25 protein-coding genes are annotated in these 18,254 nt (G+C 62.3%); 13 read left to right on the plus strand and 12 right to left on the minus strand.

The window, feature by feature from the left end:
* From KIP88_RS13610 to KIP88_RS13620, 3 genes are all read left to right on the plus strand, one after another.
* The coding region (locus KIP88_RS13610) for a flagellin (protein ID WP_283848514.1) at window positions 1-169 on the plus strand (169 nt) is incomplete at its 5' end.
* Window positions 170-488: 319 nt separating this feature from the next.
* Window positions 489-854, plus strand: a complete 366-nt coding sequence (gene flaF, locus KIP88_RS13615) for a flagellar biosynthesis regulator FlaF (protein ID WP_214488433.1) — start codon at window positions 489-491, stop codon at window positions 852-854.
* A gap of 19 nt (window positions 855-873) precedes the next feature.
* Entirely contained in the window at window positions 874-1,239 is a 366-nt protein-coding gene (locus tag KIP88_RS13620; protein WP_214488434.1) for a hypothetical protein, read from the plus strand.
* Between the two features lie 18 nt (window positions 1,240-1,257).
* Here KIP88_RS13620 and KIP88_RS13625 read toward each other — a convergent pair whose 3' ends face one another.
* From KIP88_RS13625 to KIP88_RS13640, 4 genes are all read right to left on the minus strand, one after another.
* Complete coding sequence (locus KIP88_RS13625; RefSeq protein WP_214488435.1) at window positions 1,258-1,638, minus strand: hypothetical protein; 381 nt, start codon at window positions 1,636-1,638, stop codon at window positions 1,258-1,260.
* Window positions 1,639-1,796: 158 nt separating this feature from the next.
* A complete protein-coding gene (locus KIP88_RS13630; protein ID WP_214488436.1) occupies window positions 1,797-2,288 on the minus strand; it encodes a hypothetical protein in 492 nt (163 codons plus the stop codon).
* 18 nt (window positions 2,289-2,306) lie between these two features.
* Window positions 2,307-2,663 carry a flagellar assembly peptidoglycan hydrolase FlgJ gene (gene flgJ / locus KIP88_RS13635; RefSeq protein WP_214488437.1) on the minus strand — a complete coding sequence of 119 codons (357 nt, stop codon included), beginning with the start codon at window positions 2,661-2,663 and terminating at the stop codon, window positions 2,307-2,309.
* The gene (locus tag KIP88_RS13640) at window positions 2,663-3,787 is read right to left on the minus strand and encodes a flagellar basal body P-ring protein FlgI (protein WP_214488438.1); all 1,125 of its coding nucleotides are present in this window, start codon (window positions 3,785-3,787) and stop codon (window positions 2,663-2,665) included. Before KIP88_RS13640 ends, flgJ begins: the two co-directional genes overlap by 1 nt.
* Before the next feature lie 266 nt (window positions 3,788-4,053).
* Here KIP88_RS13640 and KIP88_RS13645 point away from each other — a divergent pair, with 266 nt between their 5' ends.
* Window positions 4,054-4,467: a flagellar assembly protein FliX gene (locus tag KIP88_RS13645; RefSeq protein WP_214488439.1), complete on the plus strand. Its 414-nt coding sequence runs from the start codon at window positions 4,054-4,056 to the stop codon at window positions 4,465-4,467.
* A gap of 124 nt (window positions 4,468-4,591) precedes the next feature.
* Here the strand turns inward: KIP88_RS13645 and KIP88_RS13650 are convergent, their stop codons facing one another.
* Window positions 4,592-4,981 (minus strand): helix-turn-helix domain-containing protein, encoded by a 390-nt coding sequence (locus KIP88_RS13650; protein ID WP_214488440.1) that lies wholly within the window; start codon window positions 4,979-4,981, stop codon window positions 4,592-4,594.
* Between the two features lie 115 nt (window positions 4,982-5,096).
* Here KIP88_RS13650 and KIP88_RS13655 point away from each other — a divergent pair, with 115 nt between their 5' ends.
* The 4 genes from KIP88_RS13655 (at window position 5,097) to KIP88_RS13670 (ending at window position 8,030) form a co-directional block, all read left to right on the plus strand.
* Window positions 5,097-5,708, plus strand: coding sequence for an NAD(P)-dependent oxidoreductase (locus KIP88_RS13655; RefSeq protein WP_214488441.1), 612 nt, complete (start codon window positions 5,097-5,099; stop codon window positions 5,706-5,708).
* A 201-nt stretch (window positions 5,709-5,909) separates the two neighbouring features.
* On the plus strand, window positions 5,910-6,275 hold the full coding sequence (dksA, locus tag KIP88_RS13660; RefSeq protein WP_092509290.1) for an RNA polymerase-binding protein DksA: 366 nt from the start codon (window positions 5,910-5,912) through the stop codon (window positions 6,273-6,275).
* 66 nt (window positions 6,276-6,341) lie between these two features.
* Window positions 6,342-7,127: a 2-keto-4-pentenoate hydratase gene (locus tag KIP88_RS13665; RefSeq protein WP_214488442.1), complete on the plus strand. Its 786-nt coding sequence runs from the start codon at window positions 6,342-6,344 to the stop codon at window positions 7,125-7,127.
* 114 nt (window positions 7,128-7,241) lie between these two features.
* Window positions 7,242-8,030 carry a hypothetical protein gene (locus tag KIP88_RS13670; RefSeq protein ID WP_214488443.1) on the plus strand — a complete coding sequence of 263 codons (789 nt, stop codon included), beginning with the start codon at window positions 7,242-7,244 and terminating at the stop codon, window positions 8,028-8,030.
* A 27-nt stretch (window positions 8,031-8,057) separates the two neighbouring features.
* Here the strand turns inward: KIP88_RS13670 and KIP88_RS13675 are convergent, their stop codons facing one another.
* Both KIP88_RS13675 and KIP88_RS13680 read right to left on the minus strand, forming a co-directional pair.
* The gene (locus KIP88_RS13675) at window positions 8,058-8,579 is read right to left on the minus strand and encodes a ClpXP protease specificity-enhancing factor SspB (RefSeq protein ID WP_214488444.1); all 522 of its coding nucleotides are present in this window, start codon (window positions 8,577-8,579) and stop codon (window positions 8,058-8,060) included.
* Window positions 8,580-9,804: 1,225 nt separating this feature from the next.
* Window positions 9,805-10,164 carry a PRC-barrel domain-containing protein gene (locus tag KIP88_RS13680; RefSeq protein ID WP_214488445.1) on the minus strand — a complete coding sequence of 120 codons (360 nt, stop codon included), beginning with the start codon at window positions 10,162-10,164 and terminating at the stop codon, window positions 9,805-9,807.
* Window positions 10,165-10,466: 302 nt separating this feature from the next.
* Here KIP88_RS13680 and KIP88_RS13685 point away from each other — a divergent pair, with 302 nt between their 5' ends.
* The 5 genes from KIP88_RS13685 to KIP88_RS13705 all read left to right on the plus strand — a co-directional run bounded on the left by KIP88_RS13685 (window position 10,467) and on the right by KIP88_RS13705 (window position 14,454).
* Window positions 10,467-10,724, plus strand: a complete 258-nt coding sequence (locus KIP88_RS13685; RefSeq protein WP_214488446.1) for a DUF3551 domain-containing protein — start codon at window positions 10,467-10,469, stop codon at window positions 10,722-10,724.
* A 282-nt stretch (window positions 10,725-11,006) separates the two neighbouring features.
* Window positions 11,007-11,969, plus strand: a complete 963-nt coding sequence (locus KIP88_RS13690) for a tripartite tricarboxylate transporter substrate binding protein (protein ID WP_214488447.1) — start codon at window positions 11,007-11,009, stop codon at window positions 11,967-11,969.
* Window positions 11,966-12,445, plus strand: coding sequence for a tripartite tricarboxylate transporter TctB family protein (locus KIP88_RS13695; protein ID WP_214488448.1), 480 nt, complete (start codon window positions 11,966-11,968; stop codon window positions 12,443-12,445). Before KIP88_RS13690 ends, KIP88_RS13695 begins: the two co-directional genes overlap by 4 nt.
* A complete protein-coding gene (locus KIP88_RS13700) occupies window positions 12,445-13,968 on the plus strand; it encodes a tripartite tricarboxylate transporter permease (RefSeq protein WP_214488449.1) in 1,524 nt (507 codons plus the stop codon). The genes KIP88_RS13695 and KIP88_RS13700 overlap by 1 nt, the downstream gene beginning before the upstream one ends.
* Before the next feature lie 228 nt (window positions 13,969-14,196).
* Entirely contained in the window at window positions 14,197-14,454 is a 258-nt protein-coding gene (locus KIP88_RS13705) for a DUF3551 domain-containing protein (RefSeq protein ID WP_214488450.1), read from the plus strand.
* 143 nt (window positions 14,455-14,597) lie between these two features.
* On the opposite strand, the gene KIP88_RS13710 is transcribed toward KIP88_RS13705, so the two are convergent.
* From KIP88_RS13710 to flgG, 5 genes are all read right to left on the minus strand, one after another.
* On the minus strand, window positions 14,598-14,861 hold the full coding sequence (locus KIP88_RS13710) for a GlsB/YeaQ/YmgE family stress response membrane protein (RefSeq protein WP_214488451.1): 264 nt from the start codon (window positions 14,859-14,861) through the stop codon (window positions 14,598-14,600).
* Window positions 14,862-14,905: 44 nt separating this feature from the next.
* The gene (locus tag KIP88_RS13715) at window positions 14,906-15,361 is read right to left on the minus strand and encodes a YidB family protein (protein WP_214488452.1); all 456 of its coding nucleotides are present in this window, start codon (window positions 15,359-15,361) and stop codon (window positions 14,906-14,908) included.
* Between the two features lie 238 nt (window positions 15,362-15,599).
* Window positions 15,600-16,352 (minus strand): flagellar basal body L-ring protein FlgH, encoded by a 753-nt coding sequence (flgH, locus tag KIP88_RS13720; protein ID WP_214488453.1) that lies wholly within the window; start codon window positions 16,350-16,352, stop codon window positions 15,600-15,602.
* Window positions 16,353-16,357: 5 nt separating this feature from the next.
* Complete coding sequence (gene flgA, locus KIP88_RS13725; RefSeq protein ID WP_214488454.1) at window positions 16,358-17,443, minus strand: flagellar basal body P-ring formation chaperone FlgA; 1,086 nt, start codon at window positions 17,441-17,443, stop codon at window positions 16,358-16,360.
* A gap of 10 nt (window positions 17,444-17,453) precedes the next feature.
* Window positions 17,454-18,242, minus strand: a complete 789-nt coding sequence (gene flgG, locus KIP88_RS13730) for a flagellar basal-body rod protein FlgG (RefSeq protein ID WP_214488455.1) — start codon at window positions 18,240-18,242, stop codon at window positions 17,454-17,456.
* Window positions 18,243-18,254 lie beyond the last annotated feature (12 nt).

Genomic DNA, 18,254 nt, shown 5'->3' on the forward strand with positions numbered 1-18,254 from the left:
CAAGAACCTGATCAACGTGCTGCAGACCGGCTCGGGCAACCTGACACTGGCCGACACCAACGAGGAAGCGGCGAACAGCCAGGCGCTGTCGACCCGCCAGTCGATTGCGGTGTCCGCACTGGCGCTGGCCAACCAGAGCCAGCAGAGCGTGCTGCAACTCCTGCGCTAAGCGGGACGGCAACGTCAACGATCAAGGCGGCGGGGAACACCCCGCCGCCTTTCTTTTTGGGTCCGAAACTTTTTCCAGTTTGAGAAGAAGAAAACTTCGGCATGAAGAAAAGCACCGAAGCGGAGAATTTGGGCCTCGATCTTAATTCCATCAGAACCGATGGCCGGCATGCTGACGCAAATATGGATTTTTTGCCGGACTGCCGACACAATCGGTAACTCTTGCTAACCATATTTAAAGGCGCAACCTGTATGAAAGTTGGGCAGTTTTTCTGAAGTCCCGCGGTCCTGCAAAACCGCTTCCCCATCGAGGTTCGTGAATGTCTAATGCAGCCCAGGCCTACGCGCGTACATCGCAAACGACGACGTCCCCCCGTGAAATCGAAGCGCAGGCGCTGCTGAAGGCCGCACGGCAACTCCAGGAAGTCCAGTCCAACTGGAACGGTCCCGACACGGCCATGCACAATGCGTTGCTCTTCAATCGCAGGCTTTGGTCGATTTTCATGAGCGCCGTGGAGACCAACGACAATCCTCAACCGATCGAAGTCCGTCAGAACATCGCCAATATCGGCGTGTTCGTGATGAAGCAGACCGTCGACATGCAGATGAACCCGGATCCGGCCAAGCTGAAGTCGTTGATCGAAATCAACTGCAACCTCGCTGCCGGCCTTTCAGGCCGCGGCTGATTCGATTGAGTGTGCCGCTATGGCTGACCTCTGGAACATCATATCGGCCAACTACAAGACGGTGGGATTGACCGTCCCGTCCAAGACGCCGTACGTGGCGGTCGATCCCAATCTCTATGAAGGCAGCTGGACTGGAAAATACGCCGATCAGAAGACGTTCAAGATCACGGTCTCGAACGTCACGGGCTTCCGCGCCAAGGTGCAATACCAGAGCGGCGGCACCAACAAATATCAGGAAGTGCTGATCAAAGACAATACGTTCCGGATCGGCGACACCAAGTTCGCGCTCGCGGGTAACGATAAGGCGCTGATCAAGAACGTCGTCACCGATCCGTCGAGCGGCCAGACCTATCTCGACCAGGCCTATGCATCACGCTCGAGCTAGCGTCAGCCGTTACGCGTCCTATGCCTGGCGGTCGGTTGCGCGGAGCCGCGTGGGCGCGTCCTTGGTCAGGTCGAGCGTGTGGAAATAAGCCCGCCGGCGCAGCACGGCTTCCTCGGGAAACTGCTTCACCACCTGGCTCGTCCTGGTATCGATGACCTGATAGACGACGGCGCGGGCGTCGCGATCGATCACCACCTGGTTCGACACCGAAGCATTCGAAATGGAGACGCGAACCGCGGCGGAATCGGTGCTGGCGCGCGCGCTTGAATCCACCGCCGCGACGCTCTGGCTCGCCGGCAGTTCGGTCGCGACCGCATGATGTGCCGCCTCGCTCACGTGCTGAACGATCGGCGCGGCAACCGGTGCCCCCACCGGTTTGATGTTGAAATCTGTACTCATGGCAGCCTCCAGGCTTGCGCGAGTCAAATCCCAACCCCTCGTCGGTTGCAATATAGCCCCCTACATCTCAACGCGATGTTAGGGAACACGCTCAATTCCGCGCTGACGCGGACGTGCAAACTTAGTGAAAATTGTAGAGATCCAAAGACCGCAGTCGCTTACAGCGAACGGCTGACCGAGAGCGGGGTGATGTTGCGCGGTCCCGGCACGGCGCGTTGTCCCGAAGCCGTATAGGTGTTCGGAATGTTCTTGCGCTGGATCTCGGCGTTGACGCCGCGCACGATGCCTTCGGACACCGCGTGCGCGGTCGCAAGGACGGTGAGGTTGATCTGCAGCATCGCGCGGAAAGTGTCGTGGTGGCGGCGCAGCGTGGTCAGCAATTCCGGCGACACCTGCGCCAGATATTTTTGTGCATTCTTCAGATTCTCGACCGCGACCATGTAGCGGCGCGACAGCTCGCCCTTCTGAGCTTCCAGCCGCATCGCCTCGCGCACATTGCCGGCGCGAACCAGTTCGGTTTCGCGTTCGATGACGCCGAGCAGGCCGCTCATCACGTCCATCAGATCTTCCGCGAGCTTGCGCGCTTCGGCCGGCGTGGAGATCGCTCTTGCTGGTGCCGGCGCGGGGTTGGCCTGAGGACGCTGATTCATGTCGGGTTTCCTTTTGGATCAGCCGGCGCGGTTGGCTTGCTGCAGGATCAAGGTGCGGAAGACATCGTTGGAAATGCCGATGCCACCGGACTTGGCAAAGGATTTCGAATATTCGTCCGTCAGCATCGAGCGCCAGGCGCCGGTGCCGGTGGTGTCGCCGAACGGCCCTTCGCCTTTGACACCGGTGGTCATCTGCGAAAACATCGAGTTGAGGAACATCGCCTCGAAATCCTGGGCCTTGGCGCGCGTCTTTTTCTGCGCCTCTGGCGAAACCTTTTTTAGCGCGTCGGCGAGTTGCGGATCGTTGCGGCCGTTGATCAGCGAAGTCTTTTTCTTCGAATATGCGCCGATGCTATTGATAAGGCTCGTGTCCATTACATCACCTCGATGTCGGCCTGGATCGCGCCGGCGGCCTTGATCGCCTGCAGGATGCCGATCAGATCGCGTGGGCCGATGCCGAGGCCGTTGAGGCCGTCGACGAGCTGCTGCAGCGAGACGCCGTCCTTGACGACCGCGAATTTCTTGCCGTCTTCACTGACGCTGACCCCCGTCCGCGGCGTCACCACGGTGCGGCCGCGCGACAGCGGGTTGGGCTGGCTGACTTGCGGGCTTTCGGAGATCGTCACGGTGAGATTGCCTTGCGCCACCGCCACGGTGGCGACGCGGACGTCGCGGCCCATCACGATGATGCCGGAGCGTTCGTCGATGACGATCTTGGCGGCGAGATCCGGCTCGACCTGCAATTGCTCGATTTCGGTCAGGAAGGCGACGACGTTGCCCTTGAACTCGGCGGGGATCGCAAGCTGCACCGTGGAGGGATCGATCGGCTCGGCGGTCTTGACGCCGAGGAAATCGTTGACGGCCGCCGCGATGCGTTTGGCGGTGGTGAAGTCGGCGTTGCGCAGCGCCAGCCGGACATTGGGCAGGCGATTGAGCGCGAACTCGATCTCGCGCTCAATGATGGCGCCGTTGGCGATGCGGCCGACGGTTGGCACGCCGCGGGTGATCTTGGCGGCTTCGCCTTCGGCCTGAAAGCCGGAGATCGCCAGCGAGCCCTGGGCGACCGCATAGACGTTGCCGTCGGCGCCGAGCAGGGGGGTGACGAGCAGGGTGCCGCCCTGCAGGTTCTTGGCGTCGCCGAGCGCAGACACCGTGACGTCCATCCGCGTGCCTTGGGTGCCGAACGCCGGCAGGTTGCCGGTGACCATGACGGCGGCGACGTTGCCGGTGCGGATGGTGGCGCCGCGGATGTTGACGCCCATGCGCTCGAGCATCGCCTGCAGCGATTGCTTGGTGAAGGGGATGTTGTTCAGCGTGTCGCCGGTGCCGTTGAGGCCGACCACGAGGCCGTAGCCGATCAACTGGTTTTGCCGCACGCCTTCGATGTTGGCGAGATCCTTGATCCGCGAGGTCGCGCCCGCGGACGAGGGCGATAGCCCCAGCACCAGCAGCGCGGCGCAGGCCACCCAAATCAGTCTTGCCGAACGGATGCCGGGCATCCTGTGCTCCCCTCGAGGTCTTCCACCGGACCGCTGACGCCACTCCCATGACGGCGGTCCGCCATTAACTATGCGAGGGTCATGCCATGTCGCGTTTCTGAGGCAATGCCTTGATATTGCGGAATGTTCGCCGGAGACATGATGCCGCGGCGGCTTCACCACGATGGGCGAAACTGCCGCACGTCGGCAGATTTTGCCGGGCTATTTACGCATCATTAACCATAAGGAGGCGAAGGTCCCTGTATTCTCACGCCGAGAGCACCACGATGCGCATCTACGGACCGAACGGCACCACGCTTGGATCGCCCGCGAGTAACACGCGGCGAACCAGTTCAAGCGGCTTCTCGCTGCCGGAAGCGCCGTCGACTCCCGAGGAGCCGCGCTCGGCTGCTGCACCCAGGGCCGCCGGCAACATCGATGCACTGCTCGCGCTGCAGGGCGTCGAGGATACGACCGAGCGCCGCAAGCGTTCGGTCGCGCGGGGCAGGGGCGCGCTCGATGTGCTCGACGAACTCAAGATCGGACTGCTCTCCGGCAATCTCGATGCTTCCACGATGAACCGGTTGCGTGATGCGGCTGCGAATCTGAAATCCTCCTCCGGCGATCCCGGCCTCGATGCGGTGCTGTCCGAGATTGAGCTGCGGGTTGAAGTCGAACTGGCGAAGGCCGGACGGTTCTAGATTTCAAATGTCGTTGCCTGGCTTGACCGGGCAGCCTGTATTCCAGAGACGCCCAGGCCTGACCGACAGGCCGCGGCGTACTGGATGCCCCGCCTGAAGCGGGGCATGACAGTGGTGGATGGCTTCACGCCGCCATGTCCTTGCGCGCCGCGTCGTAACGGCGCTGCGCGTTCAACACCTCTTTCAAATTCTTCTCCGCCCAGTCCCGCAACGGATCGACGGCGCCGGCGAGTGTCGTGCCGAGCGGTGTGATCGAATACTCCACCGTCACCGGCACGGTCGCGATCGCACGGCGCCTGATCAGTCCGTCGCGTTCGAGCGACTTGAGAACCTGGCTGAGCATCTTCTGCGAGATGCCTTCAATGGTGCGGCGTAACGCATTGAAACGCATCGGCTCGTCGCGCACGAGAAGCAGGATTAACACCGCCCATTTGTCGCCGACGCGATCGAGAATCTGGCGCGTCGGGCAATCGGCCGAATAGGCGTTCGGGGTTTTCGAATTGGCGGCTTTCACGGCGGTTACTCCGGCGTAATCAGGTGACCCACAAGTGCTCTCTTCACACTTACATCCCTTTCGCTATCTAGTCACTATTGGATACCGAATTCGCGTATCGCAAGGGAGACTTTCCATGAAAATCGCCGTCATCGGCGCATCCGGTAACGCCGGTTCGCGCATATCAGCCGAACTCGCCCGCCGCGGTCACAGTGTGACCGCCATCGCCCGCCATCCCGAAAAGATCGCAAGCGGAGCCAACGTCACGCCGACCAAGGGCGACGTGATGGATCAGGCCGGGCTTGCCCGGCTGCTGGCCGGCCACGACGCCGCGATCAGCTCGGTGCACTTTCTTGCCAGCGATCCGGTCAAGCTCACCGGCGCCGCCAAGGAATCGAAGGTCGGCCGCTACCTCGTCGTCGGTGGCGCCGGCAGCCTCGAAGTGGCCCCGGGCGTCCGCCTGGTGACCACCCCGGGCTTCCCCGTGGCATACAAGGCGGAAGCCGAGAAGGGGGCCGCTTTCCTCGACCTGCTTAGAGCTGAAACGGAACTCAATTGGACCTTCCTGTCGCCCTCGGCCCTGTTCACGGCCGGCGAGCGCACCGGCAAGTTCCGCCTCGGGACCGACCAGCTTTTGACCGCTTCCGACGGCAAAAGCTCGATTTCCTTCGAGGATTTCGCAGTTGCACTCGCCGACGAGGTCGAGCGGCCGGCCCATATCCGCCAGCGTTTCACGGTGGGGTATTAAGGCAACGGGTCGCCCCGATAGTTTTGCCTGTGCAAGGTCTTGGGGGCGGTACTCCCACGGGGACGGACGATATTGTCTGTCACAACCCGCCGCTATATAAGGCCGGCGCGGACGGACAATTTTCCGCCCCGCCTTGCACGTGAAGATGGGCTGACCTTGGAAAAGTTGAAGAATTATCGACCCTCCGAAAAAGAGCCTTTCATGAACGACCGCCAGCGCGACTATTTTCGCGCCAAGCTGCTGGCGTGGAAGGATGAGATCCTGAGGGAATCGAAGATTACCCTGCAGACCCTCCAGGAAGAGAACGTCAATCATCCCGATCTCGCTGATCGCGCCTCTTCCGAAACCGATCGCGCCATCGAACTGCGCGCCCGCGACCGCCAGCGCAAATTGATCTCCAAGATCGACGCCGCGCTGCAACGCATCGAGGACAACACCTACGGCTATTGCGAGGAGACCGGCGAGCCGATCTCGCTCAAGCGGCTGGAGGCCCGCCCCATTGCAACGCTGTCGGTGGAAGCGCAGGAACGTCACGAGAAGCGCGAGAAGGTTTATCGCGACGAGTAGAGCAATGCCTGATGTCTGACCGCGTCCGGTCAGCGCTGCAGGCCGCAAACGAGAGAGCCGCCGCTGATGGACAACATTCTTGCGGCCGCACAGACCATTGCTACGGCCCGCCGCAACCGCGCGCCGCTGGCCTCGCTTCCCGCTGAGCTCATGCCCGACGATGAGGCGGCAGGCTATCGCATTCAACGCGCCGTCCACGACCTGCTGCTGCCGCAGACCGGCAGCCTGGTCGGTTACAAGATCGGCTGCACCAGCGCGGTGATGCAGGAATATCTCGACATCCCCCATCCCTGCGCCGGCGGCGTGTTTGCCAAGGGCGTTCACGACAGTGGCGCCAAGCTGCGCCACGGCGACTATGTCCGTGTCGGTGTCGAATGCGAGATCGCGGTGCGGCTCGCACGCAATCTTGCGCCGTCGGAAGCTCCGTTCACCGCGGAGTGGATGATGGAGGCGATCGAGGCCTATCACCCCGCGATCGAGATCGTCGACGACCGTTACGTCGAATGGGAGGCGATGGGCGCGCCGACGCTTGTTGCCGATGATTTCTTCGCCGCCGGCTGCGTGCTCGGCAAGGCGGTGGCGCGCAACAAGGCGCCGGACCTGCTCAAGGTCAAGGGCCGCGCCATCGTCAACGGCAAGGAAGCCGGGCGCGGCACCGGCGCCGACGTGCTCGGCCATCCCCACAACGCGCTGGCCTGGCTCGCCAATCATCTCGCCGACGAGGGCAAGGGGCTGCATGCCGGGCAGGTCGTGCTCACGGGTAGTCTGGTAAAAACCGTATGGCTCAGTGCCGGCGACAGCGTGAAGATGGAACTGGATGGGTTGGGGACGGTCGAAGCGAAGTTCGCGTAGATTTCGTAGGGTGGGCAAAGCGAAGCGTGCCCACCATTCAGCACAATGATTTTGAGAGATGGTGGGCACGGCGCGAAGTGCGCCTTTGCCCACCCTACGGGACGAGTGGGTGTGATGGCTGAGAGCGTTCCGTCGGTTCTCGAATCAGAAGCGAGAGGCGAAATCGCCGACATCTATGCCGACATTCGAAAAGTTCTCGGCACCAGCGTGGTCAATCTGATCTGGCGTAACCTCGCGACGATGCCGGGCGCGCTGGAATGGACGTGGTCCACCGTCCGTCCGCTCTATCTCGGCGACGGCCCATTGCATGCCGAAGCCGTCAGGCGAACGATCGCGCTGCCGGACTGGCCCGGCTTTTCCACCGACACCTTAGCTGCCGCCGGCGTGGACGAGACCGAATGCGCGCTCATCCGTGACGTGCTCGACAGCTATCAATATACCAACGCGCTCGCACTCGTCGTGTTGTCCGCGCTCCTCGCGCATTTCGAACCGCGGCCAGCAGATGCGGTGAAGCCTGCCGGCGCCGCGCCAAACCCGTCCGGCGCCAAGATCCCGGAATTGCCGCCGATGGATGCGCTCGATCCCGAAGTGGCGGCGCTGATCGGCGAATTGAATTCCTTCGGCGAAGACACCGAGCCGCAGCTGATCGCGAGCATGTACCGGCATCTCGCGTACTGGCCGGCCTATCTGGCGCTGGTGCGAACCATGCTGGCGCCGCTGCAGCGGGAAGGGCGGCTGAATGCGCTGACGCTTTCGACTCGCGCGCTTGGGTATGCCCATGGCGCAATTCTCGCGCCGCAACTGAAACCTGCCACGCCGCCGGATACGCTGAACGGAGCGCTCGCTTCCTGCCGACTATTCGTCGAACATCCGATCGCGCGAATGACGGGCTCTGCGCCCTGATCCGGCGCGCGACGCCGGAGTGACGCATCAGCCGTCGGAGCACTTCAGATCGGATTTATCCCAGAATGCCTTGATTGCATTGAAGGGCACGCTGAGTCGTTCCCGATTCCCCATCAATCGCAGCAAGACCTCGAAGCGGTCATCCTTTATGTTCAACTGCTCGAAGTCATTCTGCAGGATGATGGTCATATCGTCGGGATACTTCGACTTGAGGCCGATCGATAGCTTCACACCTTCGGCGTGGGTGCGGAACGTGACGTTGACCGGCCGCTGCTCCGAGGCGAGCTTGAGCGTCTCGGCGATTTTGGCGCGCGCTGTCGGCTTGCTGCACGGCTCGGCGAACGCGGGCGAGGCGGAGATGAGGATCGCGAGGAGGAGAAGCATTGCCGCATAGGAGATGGTCATACCCTGCACTTGCGGGGTATCCAGTACGCCGCGACCTGTCGTGTCCATCACTACTGTCTCTGGAATACTCGATCGCCTGCCTGCGAGCACGAATGACAACTGGCTGTGTTTCGCGTTGCCGCGGCTCGCTTCACCCAAGGTCATGCTAACCGGTTCCCTCAAAAAAGAAAGAGGGCGCAGGGAAGGCAGGGCCGGGCACCCGCAGCCCGTGTGCATTGGTCGCAGGCACGCGCCCGTCACCAACAGGTACGCGGGATCACCCGGCGCTTCCTGTGCAGTGGTTTTAACGGCTTAAGTCGCGCTCTCGCCGACGAGTTCGTCTTGCCGCCGTCGCCGGAAATTAATTAATGGTTAATCGAAAACCTGGTCGGGCTCGAAGAAGGTTCGCCTGCGTGGCGCTAATATTGGATGCCAGGACTACTCGATCGTGCCGCTCGCAGCTTCGTTAACCATCGTATCGGGCGGGCATGGCTGCCGACCAAAGCGCTGACGGAGACGTTGAGCGCCGTTCGTTTGTGCGCCGTTGCGCACTCAGGGAATAGCGCCCTGCGACAAACTTGCACACACACGACGTTGCCGCGCCACCGCATCGTCCGTGACGATTCGCATCATGTCTTTCTTGCGCGGACGCATTCGTGGCGTACCCGCCTTGCAAGGAATACAGGAACGTATGCAGGCAGCTGCAATTAGGCGTGTATCGCTGGCGACCATATGAACGACATACGACGACCGGCGGAGCCGCGATGAAGAACGGCGACCGGCAGCTCCAAGCCTTCGCCGAAGGACGCCAGCACGTAAGGCGCGGGAACTGCGGGCGCGGTCGACAAGAAGGGTGATGCCACTTCTCCTCGCGAAACCATGAAGAAGTGACGTCCGGGAAGGAACGATTCTCTACCGGGAAAATTATGCAATCGTGTCGCTAGACACGAGGTAAACCTTGTCAGGCTTCGGCGCAATCTTTCCCCCCAAGAGGCGCTGGAGCCTTGCTTTTTACCGACCTTCGCGAGGAGACGCGAAGTTCGTTCCGCTTCCCTCGCTCCTGATCGGGGTGAGCGATGGTTTGGGTCGACGCGATGGAACGCGCGATATAGGGAAATGACAAACGTGCCGGTGGCCGATTCCGGCGCCTTTGGTCGAGTTGTCGGCAATCGCCTCGCCCTCACAGGCTGATGACATACGCACTCGTCGCCAGCAAAACGGCGACGCTAATAGCGATAATGATCAAGAAGAATTTTCCCATTGCTCTGTCTCCCGCAGATCCCAACGCCAAGCAGCAGGAATAGTTCTCTGCCGACAGGGGAGCGCACCTGTGTTCGCAGAAGGGCCCGCCATCGAGGCGGGCCCTTCGGGAGTCAGGGTGTGACCGCGATCAGATCGCGACGCCGTAATAGTCGTTGACGGCGCGGGTCCTGGTCGGGTCGCTCCAGTTCCAGGTGTTGTCGTTGCGGTAATGCGGCGCGTCCTTGAGCTGTGCTTCCGTCACGCCGGTGACGTAGCCGCCGAGCGAGGTATCGTATTTCAGCGATTGCCAGGGCAGCGGATAGTGGTCGTCGCCGATGCCGAGAAAACCGCCGAAGGAGAGCACGGCGTAGGACACCCTGCCGCTCTTCTTGTCGATCATGACGCGCTCGATCGAGCCGATCTTGTTTTGATCGGCGCCATAGACCGCGGTTCCCTCGACCTTGTCGCTGCCGATCAGGTTACCGGTTTCGTTTGCTTCCAAAGACATTGTTTTCCTCCAGTTGGGGTTTGAAGGACGGAAAACGAAACGTGCGAGGAAACGTTCCTGACAGGAGGGCTACGCGTCCGCCATAGGCGCTGAATCGTGCGAGTTGCGGAGTTCCTGTGTTACGTTTTGAACAAGCGATGATTGCTGATCGCCGATGTCGCGCCAGTTGCCCGCGAAGAAATCGCGACGCGGCCGTGAAGCGCGCTCGATCACCTGACAGTGACGTCAGCGATGTGAAGCACCTCATGCGGTGCTTCCGAGATTGGGCGCAACGAATGTCGGAGGAAACGTAGGAGGGAAAGATGCGTATAGTATTTCTTGCCTTCGTTACATCGGCAATTGCCTTCTTCACCGGCATTAACGCGGCCTCTGCGAAGGATTACCCTTATTGCATTCAGGGCGACGACTTCGCCGGCGGGCCGGGCGAGTGTATCTTCACGACCAACGCGCAGTGCCAAGCTGCGGCTTCGGGCCGGACGGCTTCTTGTGTGGAGAATAGCAACTTCAGCGCCAACGCCCAGCTCATCGACAAGAGCCGTGCGCGTCGTCGTTCGAACTGAAACCGGACGGCGCCAGTCGCATTCGTTGCTTTTCGCGATACAGCCTTCAAAAAACGACCACGGCCTCGGTCAGGGGAGTTGGCGAGGGCCGTGTTGATACATTTCATCGCGCCTAGGTTCGCGCAATGGGGTGTAGGAGCTCGGGATAAGACTCAGAACGCCATCACCTGCTGGCCGTAGCGGGCATGCGAGCCGCTGCAGGGCTTTCCCCTGCGGGGTTCGGCTGTTATTGTCCCGACAGAGAGCCGGAACGGCCCGCGAAAACGACCAGGGAGATGACGGATGGCGAGGACATTCGTGACGATGGCCGGCGCTGCTGCGCTGATCGGGGCACTCGCTGCTTTATCGGCGCCGGCGATGGCGCAATATCCCGACCGTCCCATCAAGATGATCGTGCCATGGGCCGCGGGCGGCGATACCGACAACATCTTCCGGCCATTCGCCGTCGAATTCCAGAAGCACATAGGCCAGCCGGTGGTCGTCGCCAATGTCGGCGGCGCATCCGGCACGACAGGTGCGCGCGAAGCCAAGGCCGCGGCGCCTGACGGCTATACGGTCTACGCCGTGCACGACTATATCCATCTGACGTTCTACGCGGGCATCAGCGACGTCAAATACAGCGACTTCGAGCCGATCTGCCTGGTCGCAGCGACGCCCTCGGTACTGACCGCAAGCGCCAAAACGCCCTGGAAGAACTGGCAGGAGCTAGCCGACGATGCCAAGAAGCGGCCGGGCGAGATCACGGTCGGCGCCACGCTCGGCTCCACCAGCCATATCTTCCCGGCAATGATCGAAAAGGCGGCCGGCGTGAAATTCAAGTTCGTTTCCTACGACGGCCTGGCCCCGCGGATGAACGCGCTGCTCGGCGGTCACATCAACCTCACCGACTCCAACCTGACGCAGAAGGGCAAGGTCGAAGCCGGCCTGCTGCGCTACATCGCGATCGCCAGCGAGAAGCGCGATCCGGAATCGCCCGATGTGCCGACGCTCAAGGAACTCGGCATGAACATCGTGTACGAAGTGGCGCGCGGCATCCTGGTCCCCAAGGGGACGCCCGCGCCGGTGCGCGCCAGGCTCGAGGAGGCTTGCACCAAGGCAACCGGCGAGCCAAGCTTCGCCCAGGCGATGAAGCTCCAGGGCACCCGCGTGGCGTTCCTCAATGCCAATGAGTATGCGCAGTTTCTCGCCAAGATCGACGGCGAGAACAAGGTCGTCATGACCGATCTCGGCCTGATCAAGAAATGAGCATCGGACGCGACGGAATTGCCGGGCTGATCCTGCTCGCGATCAGCCTGTTCCTCCTGTTCAAGTCCTTCCAGCTTCCGTCCCTTCCCATCGTTCCGGTCGGGCCGGGCTTTTACCCGGCCATCGTGCTGTCGTTCATGGCGGCCGCGAGCGCGCTGCTGGTCCTGCAGGACCTCATGAAGCGCCGCCCGGCGGCCGCAGCCGGCGAGAGTGACGCGCCACGACGAAATTATCGCTTGGTCGTGATCGCATTCGCGATCGTCGGCGCCTATGTGGTGCTGCTGCCGCTCGTAGGATTTCGCGTCGCCACGGTCCTGTTCGTCGGCGCGTTGCAGGCCGCATTGGACCGGCCGCGAACGGTGCGGCAATGGGGTGTGCTCGCTGCGATCGCGCTCGGCACCGCCGTGGTGAGCTATTTCATCTTCGAACGATACCTGCTGGTGCTGCTGCCACGCGGCGCGTGGACGGGTTTCTGATGCTCGATTTACTCTGGAACGGCCTCGTCAACGTCGCCCAGTGGAAGTATCTGCTGCCGCTGTTCGCCGGCACATTCATTGGCGTGATCGGCGGCTCCCTGCCGGGCGTCACCATCACCATGACGGTCATCGTGGTGCTGCCGTTCACCTACGGGCTCGATCCGCTGGCGGGCCTTGCGGCAATGACCGGCGTCTATGTCGGCGGATCGACCGGCGGCCTGATCGCCTGCTGCCTGCTCGGTATTCCTGGCTCGCCTGCTTCGATCGCCACCACGTTCGACGGCTTTCCAATGGCGCGCAACGGCGAGCCGGGCCGCGCCATCTGGCTCGGCGTCTGGGCTTCGGTGTGGGGCGGTCTGCTCGGCGCTTTGTTCCTGGTGTTCCTGACCGGGCCGCTTGCGGCGATCGCGCTGGAATTCGGGCCATGGGAATACTTCTCGCTGTTCGTGCTCGCCATGGCGATGGTCGCGGGTCTCACCGAATCCTCGCTGCTGAAGGGACTGATCTCGACCGCCATCGGGCTGTTGATCACGGTAGTCGGCCACGATCCGATCGGCAGCGTGCCGCGCTTTACCTTCGGCTCGGCGTTCATCGGCGGCGGCTTTCCGTTTCTCCCCGTGCTGATCGGCATTTTCGCCTTCGCGCAGATCATGACCGATCTGGAAAAACTGAATTCGCCGCGCGGCCAGGCGGTGCAATCGCTGGTCGGGATCAGGCTCGAGCGCTTCTCGCATCTCAAGGTGAACCTGGAAATCTTCAAGCAGCCGTTCCTGCTCGCATGGGCAACGATCGTCGGGCTGATCATCGGAATCCTGCCTGCCATCGGCGGCAGCGCATCGAGCGTCATGGCCTATGATCAAGCCAAGAAATTCTCGAAAACGCCGGAGCGTTTCGGCAAGGGCCACCCCGAGGGCATCATCGCTTCGGAAGCCTCGAACAACGCCAATGTCAGCGGCTCGCTGATGACCATCATGGCATTCGGAATTCCCGGTGACGCCGTGACCGCCGTGATGCTCGGCGCGATGACGATCCACGGCATTCAGTCGGGACCGCTATTCATCTCGCAAAATCCTGATATCGCCTATGGCATCTATGCGGCCTACATCCTGGCGCACCCCTGCATGCTGCTCATCTGCCTCGCGCTGATGCCGCTGATGCTGCGCGTGACCTCGGTGCGGATGGCGGTGCTGGCGCCGGTCGTGCTCGTGCTCTGCGTCGTCGGCGCCTACGCGCTCAACAATACGATGCAGAGCGTTTACGTGCTTCTGATGTTCGGCGTCGTCGGCTACGTGCTGGTCAAGCTCGGCTTTCCGCTCGCGCCGCTGATCCTCGGCTTGATTCTCGGCGACCAGATCGAGATCAACCTTGTGCGCGCGATCATGACCGACGGGAATCCCTGGCTTTTCCTGACGCGGCCGATTTCCGGCTTGCTGCTGCTGGCGGCGGCAGCCTCGGTCGGGCTGGCCATATGGCAGCATTGGCGCCACCAGGCCAGGGTGGCTGAGGAAGAGCCGGATTTTTGAGCCGCAACGAGGTGCCGTTCGGCAGCCTGCGCCGCGGCGACTGTAGTGGCGAGCGGCGTTTAACTTCGGCTCCCGACGCTTGCAGCCTCGGAAAGAAATCCAGCGTAATCCTGGCTCCACGCCACCCGTTCACCTAACAGTGAGCCGGCAGATGCGAAATAGCTCACGCTGCACATGCTCCAATCGGCCCTAGGAAGGAGCGGGCGACTTAAATTGCAGGAGAGAGAAATGCGTACCGTAGTTATTGCTCTCGCGACCTCCGCAGCCATATCCGCTGCCGCCTCAACTCCGTCAGCAGCGCAGACCTATCTATACTGCCTTCAGAGCGAGGAGTACGCCGGCGGGGCAGGCGACTGCAGCTTCTCGACCTACGCGCAGTGCCAGGCGAGTGCTGCAGGCCGAACGGGTTCCTGTGCACCCAATCGCAACTTCAATGCCAACGCCCAACTGATCGTCAAAGCCCGGCCTCGTCATCGTTCGAACTGATATCGTCCGAGCGGCATGGCAATGCGGCCTCCGCCGGGGAAGCTGACGGAGGCCGTCAAACATCGCGTCGCGTCCAGGTTGGCAACGCGACGAAGGATTGCGCCGCCGATCCAGGCCCGACGCTAACCATCAGGTCCAGCTCTTTAGATCGATCGCCGTTGCCGGCCCGCGAAGAAACCGTAGACAAGGAGCACAATGATGGCACCGACTACCGCACCGATCAGACCCGCGCCTTCTCCGGGCCTGTACCATCCGAGCGCCTGGCCGAGATAAGTCGCCACGAAGGCGCCGACGATGCCCAGTATGGTGGTGAGAATGAAGCCTGAGGGCTCGTTATCTCCAGGCATAACGAACTTGGCAACTACGCCGGCAATGAAACCAATGATGATCGTCCAAATTATGCCCATCTCGATGCTCCGTTCCTGATTACCCCGACGTCACGTCCATCAATTCATGCTGCGGGCAAACGGCCGTCCGGCGTGTATTTGTCGACGGCTGCCGGAAGCTCGCGCGACAATCTCGCCAGGAGTTCCTCCTGCGACAGTCCGGTTTGCTGTTCGAGTTGTGCCAGAACGTCGGAGCCGATCGCCTGCTTCAATTCCGGGGGCGAGACATCCTTGTTCGGACCCTGATTGACCCAGGATTCAGCCTTGTCGCCCTGGCCGTTTTGCTGGAACTTATCGAGCAGTTCGCCGATCCCGCCGTTGAGGAGGCCGCCAACCCCGGCGCCGCCCAACATTCCGCCCAGGTTGCCCAGCAAGCCGCCCAGAGGCTGCTGGCCGGCGCCTGCATCCGGCTGGCCGCCGCCAGCGCCCTTGAGAAGTTCTGCCAGTTTGTCGCGGTTCTGATATCCGGCAATGGCGAGTAGCCCGAGAAGGGCAGTCATCGATGGCATTCCGCGGCCCATGGTAGCCTCCCTTGTAGTTCGGTTCCCTGTATTCGATGCTGTCAGCAACGCAGGGTGGAAGCTTAGGTTCCATTGCGTGAGCGGTCGTAAGGAAGACAACACGCGCCCGGGCCGCCGCAAGCTCAAGATGATCCTCCCGCAAACGACCACGGCCTCCGTCAGGGGAGCTGACGGAGGCCGCGTTGATACACTTCATCGCGCCTAGGTTCGCGATGGAGTGTGGGAGCTCGGGAGGAGGCTAGAACGGCAGCAGCACGTCCATCACCTGCTGGCCGTAGCGGGGTTGCTGCACGTCGGTGATCTGGCCGCGGCCGCCATAGGCGATGCGGGCCTGCGCGATCTTGCTGGAATCGATGGTGTTGTCGCTCTGGATGTCCTCGGGGCGGACGATGCCGGCGACGATCAGCTCGCGGATTTCGAAGTTGACGCGGATTTCCTGCTTACCTTCGACGACGAGATTGCCGTTCGGCAGCACCTGCGTCACCACGGCGGCGACGTTGGTCTGCAACGCTTCCTGGCGATTGACGGAACCCTTGCCGTCGCTCGACGACGTCGAGTCCGTGGTCAGGATCTTGCCGGGCAGGATCTTGTTTGCCTGCGTGATCGTCTGGGATCCGATGAAATCGGTAATGCCGGAATCTTCCTTGCTGGAGCGGCTGCGTTGGGTCTCGTTGGACAGGTTGGCCTTGTCGGTGATGTTGACGGTCACCGTCAGGAGATCGCCGATCCGCGCCGCGCGCTGATCCTTGAAGAAGGCGCGGCTGCCATTCCGCCACAGCGAGTTGGCGTTGTAGGAGGCCTGCTCCGGCTTCGGCATCGGCATCTGCACCGGCTTGTAGCCGGGCTGCGTGGTCGGGTTTTCGATCTCCGTCAGCCTTGGCTTTTCGCCGATCTGCGACAGACGGTCGATCGAGGAACAACCGCTGGCCAAGGCGGCCAGCGACAGCATGGCGCCCGTGAGAATGATGCGGTTGAGACGGATGACTGACATTTACATTACTCGGCTTTTGGAGCGACTGGCGAACTGACGGTAGCTACGGCAACGGGCGCGGGTTGGGTTGCGCCAAGCGAGGAGGTGGCATCGCTGGTCTGCGGCAGGCGGGACGGCGCCGGCGTGATCGAAATCTGGCCGCGGCCGGTCACGGTGCCCGACAGCGTTCGCTTCGACTGCAGGTTCATGACGTTGACGACATCGCCTTCGGTGCCGTTTTCCAGCGCCTTGCCGCGCATGGTGAGGTAGATTCCGGGCGCCTCGTAGATCAACGTGACGTTCTGGTCGCGCTGCACCAGATCGGGCTTGACGAGATCGGCGGTGCGGATCGCCTGGCCGGCGCGGAGCTGGCGGCGGGCCTGCATGCCCACCGCGCGATCGCGCGCGGCGGGATCAGCGCCGACTTCCGCTTTCGGGCGCCGCTCGACCACGACGTCGGATGATTTCAAGATCTCATTGCGCTCGACATTACGTGCCAGCACCGCGGCTTCGACGGTCTCGATCGCCGTGCCGGTGAAACGCAGCTTGGCCGCGGCGGCGCCGTTCTCGTTGCCGATTTCAAAGGTGACGTCGAAGCGGCCGTTGCGGTTGTCGTAGCGCACGATGGCTGCTTGCATGGCGCCGGTGAAGCCGGCGTCCAGCCTGACGTCGCTGGGGTCGCGGTCGAAGGTCAGCGACAGATTGGCGGCGTCGCCGAGACCGTTGCGGCGCTCCAGCGCGCGGGCGATCTGCATCTCGATATCCTTCCCCTCGAGCGTACGGGCCAGGCGCGTCACCGAAATTTCCCTGAGGTCGCGGGTATCGACGCCGATCACTTGATGGGCGCGAAGGGAGTTGAGCACTTGGGCTACCGGCAGCGAACCCGTGGTGCCCAGGTCAGGCGCGCGGTAGATCGCGATCTGCGCGGCGCTGCCGGCATTGTCGATGACGTCGCCGATCCGCACCAGATCGCCCGACACCTGCACGTTGGCGCGCAGCATCGGTGCGGCGATCAAATTGCGGTTCGTGAAGGTTTCCTGGGCCTGTGCGACCGCGGCCGCGCTCGATGCGGCGATCAGGGCTGTGGCAAGGAGGAGGGCGCGGGCGATCATGACCAGTCCTTTAGCGGAACATGTTGGCGGTCGATTGCATCATCTGGTCGGCCGCGCTGACCACCTTGGCGTTCATCTCATAGGCGCGCTGGGCGGCGATCAGGTCGGAGATTTCGGTCACCACCTCGACATTGGCCTGTTCGAGGTTGGCCTGCTGCATGTCGCCGAAGCCATCGGTGTTGGCGACGCCGTCCTGCGGCGCGCCGGAAGCCGGCGTGTCCGTGAACAGATTGTCGCCGATCGGGTTGAGGCCGGCCTTGTTGATGAAACGCGTCAGGCCGATCTGGCCGACCTGGGTCGGCGTGGTCGAGCCGGGCACAATCACGGTGACTTGACCCTGCGCGTTGATGGTGATCTGCGAGGAATTCTGCGGGATCGTGATCGTCGGCTGCACCGGATTGCCCTGTGCGGTGACGACGCGGCCTTGCGCGTCCATCATGAATGAGCCGTCGCGGGTATAGGCATAGGTGCCGTCGGGCACCTGGATCTTGAAGAAGCCTTCGCCGCGGATCGCGATGTCGAGGTCGTTGCCGGTCGGCGACAGCGTGCCCTGGCTCATCAGGCGCGGCGTGCCGACGGTCTTGACGCCGCCGCCGATGTCGACGCCGACCGGCAGGATGGTGCCCTGGTCGGAGGCTTGCGCGCCGACGCGGCGCACGTGGTCATAGATCAGGTCCTGAAACGCCGCCCGCTGCTTCTTGTAGCCGGTGGTGCGCATGTTCGCGATGTTGTTGGAGATCACCTGAACGTTGAGTTCCTGTGCCGCCATGCCGGTCGCTGCTGAGTATAAAGCGCGCATCGATCTATTCCT

It is taken from the genome of Bradyrhizobium sp. SRL28 (genome assembly GCF_018596315.1).
Lineage (GTDB): Bacteria > Pseudomonadota > Alphaproteobacteria > Rhizobiales > Xanthobacteraceae > Bradyrhizobium.

Bases quoted from the DNA above. Each gene is read 5' to 3' on its own strand.
- KIP88_RS13640 (WP_214488438.1), bottom strand. From the start codon at position 3,787: ATGCCCGGCATCCGTTCGGCAAGACTGATTTGGGTGGCCTGCGCCGCG.
- KIP88_RS13630 (WP_214488436.1), bottom strand. From the start codon at position 2,288: ATGAATCAGCGTCCTCAGGCCAACCCCGCGCCGGCACCAGCAAGAGCG.
- dksA (WP_092509290.1), top strand. From the start codon at position 5,910: ATGAACGACCGCCAGCGCGACTATTTTCGCGCCAAGCTGCTGGCGTGG.
- KIP88_RS13625 (WP_214488435.1), bottom strand. From the start codon at position 1,638: ATGAGTACAGATTTCAACATCAAACCGGTGGGGGCACCGGTTGCCGCG.
- KIP88_RS13655 (WP_214488441.1), top strand. From the start codon at position 5,097: ATGAAAATCGCCGTCATCGGCGCATCCGGTAACGCCGGTTCGCGCATA.
- flgH (WP_214488453.1), bottom strand. From the start codon at position 16,352: ATGTCAGTCATCCGTCTCAACCGCATCATTCTCACGGGCGCCATGCTG.
- KIP88_RS13705 (WP_214488450.1), top strand. From the start codon at position 14,197: ATGCGTACCGTAGTTATTGCTCTCGCGACCTCCGCAGCCATATCCGCT.
- KIP88_RS13695 (WP_214488448.1), top strand. From the start codon at position 11,966: ATGAGCATCGGACGCGACGGAATTGCCGGGCTGATCCTGCTCGCGATC.
- flaF (WP_214488433.1), top strand. From the start codon at position 489: ATGTCTAATGCAGCCCAGGCCTACGCGCGTACATCGCAAACGACGACG.
- flgG (WP_214488455.1), bottom strand. From the start codon at position 18,242: ATGCGCGCTTTATACTCAGCAGCGACCGGCATGGCGGCACAGGAACTC.
- KIP88_RS13670 (WP_214488443.1), top strand. From the start codon at position 7,242: ATGGCTGAGAGCGTTCCGTCGGTTCTCGAATCAGAAGCGAGAGGCGAA.
- KIP88_RS13715 (WP_214488452.1), bottom strand. From the start codon at position 15,361: ATGGGCCGCGGAATGCCATCGATGACTGCCCTTCTCGGGCTACTCGCC.
- KIP88_RS13620 (WP_214488434.1), top strand. From the start codon at position 874: ATGGCTGACCTCTGGAACATCATATCGGCCAACTACAAGACGGTGGGA.
- KIP88_RS13645 (WP_214488439.1), top strand. From the start codon at position 4,054: ATGCGCATCTACGGACCGAACGGCACCACGCTTGGATCGCCCGCGAGT.
- KIP88_RS13690 (WP_214488447.1), top strand. From the start codon at position 11,007: ATGGCGAGGACATTCGTGACGATGGCCGGCGCTGCTGCGCTGATCGGG.
- flgJ (WP_214488437.1), bottom strand. From the start codon at position 2,663: ATGGACACGAGCCTTATCAATAGCATCGGCGCATATTCGAAGAAAAAG.
- KIP88_RS13685 (WP_214488446.1), top strand. From the start codon at position 10,467: ATGCGTATAGTATTTCTTGCCTTCGTTACATCGGCAATTGCCTTCTTC.
- KIP88_RS13665 (WP_214488442.1), top strand. From the start codon at position 6,342: ATGGACAACATTCTTGCGGCCGCACAGACCATTGCTACGGCCCGCCGC.
- KIP88_RS13710 (WP_214488451.1), bottom strand. From the start codon at position 14,861: ATGGGCATAATTTGGACGATCATCATTGGTTTCATTGCCGGCGTAGTT.
- KIP88_RS13700 (WP_214488449.1), top strand. From the start codon at position 12,445: ATGCTCGATTTACTCTGGAACGGCCTCGTCAACGTCGCCCAGTGGAAG.
- KIP88_RS13675 (WP_214488444.1), bottom strand. From the start codon at position 8,579: ATGACCTTGGGTGAAGCGAGCCGCGGCAACGCGAAACACAGCCAGTTG.
- flgA (WP_214488454.1), bottom strand. From the start codon at position 17,443: ATGATCGCCCGCGCCCTCCTCCTTGCCACAGCCCTGATCGCCGCATCG.
- KIP88_RS13680 (WP_214488445.1), bottom strand. From the start codon at position 10,164: ATGTCTTTGGAAGCAAACGAAACCGGTAACCTGATCGGCAGCGACAAG.